The sequence below is a fragment of the Sporolactobacillus shoreicorticis genome, assembly GCF_024125445.1.
GTDB classification, from domain to species: Bacteria; Bacillota; Bacilli; order Bacillales; family Sporolactobacillaceae; genus Sporolactobacillus; species Sporolactobacillus shoreicorticis.
Genome location: NZ_JAMXWM010000058.1, coordinates 1 through 4,576, shown reverse-complemented (window position 1 = coordinate 4,576; position 4,576 = coordinate 1). Strand labels below are relative to the sequence as shown.

The 4,576-nt window shown below is 39.7% G+C and carries 5 protein-coding genes; all 5 read left to right on the top strand.

The annotated features are described in order from the left end of the window. The first annotated feature begins 160 nt into the window (after nt 1–160). The 5 genes from NIE88_RS21735 to NIE88_RS21710 all read left to right on the top strand — a co-directional run bounded on the left by NIE88_RS21735 (nt 161) and on the right by NIE88_RS21710 (nt 4,359). On the top strand, nt 161–580 hold the full coding sequence (locus tag NIE88_RS21735; RefSeq protein ID WP_253065650.1) for a phage holin family protein: 420 nt from the start codon (nt 161–163) through the stop codon (nt 578–580). Continuing rightward, complete coding sequence (locus NIE88_RS21730) at nt 577–1,872, top strand: GH25 family lysozyme (RefSeq protein WP_309247066.1); 1,296 nt, start codon at nt 577–579, stop codon at nt 1,870–1,872. Before NIE88_RS21735 ends, NIE88_RS21730 begins: the two co-directional genes overlap by 4 nt. Nucleotides 1,873–1,885: 13 nt before the next feature. Further along, nucleotides 1,886–2,275, top strand: coding sequence for a hypothetical protein (locus NIE88_RS21720; RefSeq protein WP_253065649.1), 390 nt, complete (start codon nt 1,886–1,888; stop codon nt 2,273–2,275). Between the two features lie 430 nt (nt 2,276–2,705). Further along, entirely contained in the window at nt 2,706–3,290 is a 585-nt protein-coding gene (locus NIE88_RS21715) for a hypothetical protein (protein ID WP_253065648.1), read from the top strand. A gap of 673 nt (nt 3,291–3,963) precedes the next feature. Continuing rightward, nucleotides 3,964–4,359, top strand: coding sequence for a hypothetical protein (locus tag NIE88_RS21710; RefSeq protein ID WP_253065647.1), 396 nt, complete (start codon nt 3,964–3,966; stop codon nt 4,357–4,359). Nucleotides 4,360–4,576: the final 217 nt, after the last annotated feature.

Here is a 4,576-nt window from a genome sequence, read left to right as displayed (position 1 = left end):
TTTTAAATCCTCCTCATCCCGTTTTTCTCATTCTATATAAAAGTACCCTATAGGGTAGGCTTTTTCAAAGTGTCTACTCTATAGGGTACAGTTTAAAGACCCTCCGGGGTCTTTTTATTTTGCCTAAAAGGGGGTGATGCCCCGTGAAGGGAGTTTTTTGATGCAACACAATACAGATACATTATGGACAGCAGTACTCGGCGGCGCCTATTCGGCAGCCGCTTTTTTGTTGGGTGGATTGGATAATTTGGTCATGGCATTTGGAGTGATGATGGGTACCGACTACGTGAGCGGTGTCATGGCCGCTTACTACATGCGCACCGTTTCTTCTTACGTTGCATGGCGAGGGATCATGAAAAAATCCGGTATGATCATGGCAGTGGTTGTGGCGCACATGCTCGATATGGCGACGGGATCCGGCACATTTATGAGAAATGCCATGCTGATGTTCTTAATCGGTACCGAAGGCATAAGTTTTACCGAGAATCTGGGGCATATGGGCGTACCTTTGCCCCAGAAAATATCAAACGCTTTCGCTCAACTCAAGGGCGACAGCACGAAAGGAGAGAAGAAACCGTGAAGAAAATCAAATATCTTGTGGCGCTGGTGCTGACCGTAGCACTGGCGTTTTCTTTTGCGCTGCCAATGAGTGCGGCTACACCGGATAAAGATTTTGTCGATGTCAGCCATTGGAATAACGAAGGAGGACTGCCCCTCAGCTTTTATCAGACGATTAAGGCAGGGGGATACAAAGCGGCGGTGGTTAAGGTATCGGATGCGTCCAATTATCTTGATCCAACAGCCAGCGTCAACATCGCCAATGCGCATGCGGCAGGACTGAAGGTACATGCGTACCACTTTGCTCGGTTGACTTCCACGGAGGATGCAAAGGCAGAAGCAGAATGGTTTGCAGCATGCTTGAATAATGTCGGTTTTAAATCCAGCTATGGTATGGCTGTGGCCGATGTGGAACTGGCGACTGCGAGTAAAGCTAATCTGACCAGTTACACCAACACATTCCTTCAGACAATGCGGGATAAAGGCTATCATGTAGATCTTTACACCGGATCAAGTTTTTATAAGTCTCGGCTGGATCCGGATAAGTTGAGCGTAAAAGATCCTTGGCTTGCGCGCTACAATAATGGGTCTGCTGAACCTGCATGGCACAATGGCAAAAAAGGGGCTTGGCAGTGGACATCATCGGAGCAGATCAACGGTCGCAACTTTGATGTTAGCCAGGACTTTGCCGGCAAGTACACAGCCGGTGCAAGCAGCTCTGTGGGACAGATCAAGTCGATCAGTCTTGTAAACTACCTTAAGTCTAAAGGTCAGCCGTGGTCTTATTCCGCCCGTGAAAAGTTGGCTAAGCAGTATGGCATAACTGACTATCGTGGAACTGCAGCGCAGAATCTGGCGCTTGTGGCAAAGCTCAAGGCAGGCATCAAACCGGCCAAACAGCCGGTTATCAAGCAGCGCAATCCTAGCCAGTATCTGTCAAAAAACACAAAGAAAATCTCGACAAAGCGGACGGCCTATCTGTATCGGTCCACGAACTTTTCCGGCAAGTACCGCGTGGCGAAGTTTAAGAGGAACACTGTTTTTACGATCACAGGCAACAAGTTGTCATCCACGGGCCTGCTGCGATTTAAGACAAAGAGTGGCCTCTATATCACGGCAAACAAGGATTATGTCAAGGTCTACTCAGTCGTTAAAAAGGCTACAAAAAAGATAGTCAAGAAGCCGTACATTGTTAAAAAAGGCGATTCGCTGTGGAAGATTGCTCAAGCGAAGAAAACGACAGTGAATAAGTTAAAAAGTATAAACAAGCTGCACTCGGATCTCATTTTTCCGGGGCAGAAATTAAAATATTGAAAGGATGATTATTGTGCAGGATTTAGGCGTACAAGCATTAACTGCAGTTTTGTCCATATTGGTGGCAGGGGTTGGCGTTTTGATCACAGCATTTGTGCCAAAAATCAAATCAGCAGTGGACAAACACCTTGGCACATCGCAGGCAGACATTGCAAACAAGGTGATTGATGGACTGGGTGCTATTGCTCAAACGGTCGTTGCTGACTTTAATCAGCGTGTGGTTGCGGATGCGAAGGCTAAAGGAGTTTTTACGGCAGAACTCGCTTCAAGCGTTAAAGAAGATGCAGTAAAAGCCGTGATTGCTCAAGCACCAGAGTTGATTGAGCTTGGCAAGTCTGCGATCGGCGACATTGAGGCGCTGATTCCACAGTTAATTGAACAGGCAGTTCTTAAAGCAAAATAACATAAGTTTTACCGTCTCGTGCGGATCCACGAGGGTCGGCGGTTGCCGACCGATACATAATAATTCACCACATGGAAGATCAGGTGTACATAAAAAATATACACATAAATTTTACAAAACTCGGAGAACGACAAGCATCATAATTAGAAAAAGAAGTATGAGCGAAATAGTTGCTGATTTACTATTTCTATAATTTATGATTCCGACAACGATTCCGGCAAAAAATAATATTCCCACTGTTATAGTCAGTATTAGAATTGTTCCTAATGAATTATTTATTACTGATAAAATTCCGATTAATATAAATATGGCGATAAAAATTTTCTCAAGATCAATTTTTTTCATAGAATAAATAATCCCCTTCCCAAAATATGGTTTTAGATTTAAAATAAAAGAGTTCGTAAGTCTTAAAAAAAATGGAGGTTTTGTAATGACAAAGAAATTTTTGAAAATTATTGTTACTTTTTCGTTGCTGTTGACGGTGTTTTCATTTTACAACTTTAAAGATGCACATGCAGAAAATTCTGATCCTAGTCAACACATCATAAACAATTATACTTCAGAACCGACAAAAGAGGAAATAGTAGAAAGCGGTTATATAATTGTTGATGGTGAACCAAGTGAAAACAGTCCTTCCCAGTTTCATACGTTAATTGCCATTCCTGTTGGGAGTGACTACGGACACACTTGGAAATACGTAAGCACATATAAGGGCGATTCTAAAACTACTGATAAAATTACAGAATTAGTTAAAAGACTCTCAGTTGCTGTAATTCCTCTTGTTCCTAAGGGCATAAGCACACAGGTGAAGACGTTAATTTCAGTCGTTAGTCAACCACTGTTCGATACTTTTTATAATCCTCCAAAGACCCAGTATTATACAACAAAATACTATTATGATGAGGATTATTACCATGTATATTCCAAAATAGTGTTGAAAGTTTATTCAAATAAAAGTAGAACGAAACTTATTAAAACAAAGACTGCTTATAGTCAAAATATTAAGCGCCATTAATTATCTCCATGCATTTTCTGGCTTTCATGAATATTCTGAGTACTGACACCCCATGTTGAGTTTTTCTTTCATTTTGAATCTTTCACTCGGTAAATTTTATAAGTCTAAGTTGGAAGAATTTTTGTCCTATCTTATTCCCTATTATAAGCAAATGAATTAATCTACAGTTTTTAAGTAGTGAAAAGATTTTCCTTAATCATCATGTTTATATCTTGGTTATCTTCATATGGAGTAAAATATATAACAGCATGAACTTAGCAAGTGTAAATCAGTAAGGTGAAGCGGACAACGCCAAGATAACAAAGCCGTCATAATGCGGCATGTGAGGTTCGACTCCTCACGTGGTTTATTTGATCGCCAAATTACATTTGCTTTAGCAACTACACTACACGGGAGCCTGCGAATGCGCAGGCTCCTTTTTCATACATAAAAAATCCCACGCTCTCACATGGGGATGGGGAAATATTTGGTTACCTCGTTATACCCTCTTAATAAACTATTAAACTTTCATTGGTATTTTATTCCTGTAACAATTTATCACAGTAGCGTGCGTGATTGTGCGTGGTCACGCATAAAAAATGCGTGGTTACGCATGAAGAAATTCGTTGTTACATAATTTTATAGTGACTTATAATGAAAATGTTTTTAAATAATTCAAACAGGCGATGATATAATGCACTTTAAAAAATGGGCTGCAATATTTATTGTATTCACAATTATGGTTTCAGGTAGTACTATGGTATTACCATCTAAGCAAGCGTTTGCAAAGTCGCACTATAAAATCTACAGGAATTTGCACCACCACTATTCGTATACGACGGTAAAACAGCAGGTTGCATTTGCGAATTCTTGGGGGAAGTATGTTTGGTTTAAATATATTATAGGCTTTTTTTGGCCAATAGGATTAGGTGAGGCGATGATTGATACAAGCATTAATTCATACTTAAAATATTTCCAAAAAGCTAAATCTAAAAAAACCGGATTGACGATTGTCTATGATTACTATGTAAATAATATGACACACGCTTCGGATAAATTTTTTATAAAACGTGTAATCTATGAGAAATGAGGTGCTTTATATGTTCTCTAAAACGCAATTGATTATATCTGGGATATATATTATTTTTGCTCTTTTGTTGTATTATGTAGTGAAACCGAGCAATACAATAAACTTAATTGTATTTATTGTATTTGTAATATTTAACGGTTGCTTCTCTGTTTATAATCAATCTAAAAAAGGAAATGCATAAACCAGTATATATAAAAAATATCCATCCACCTCACAT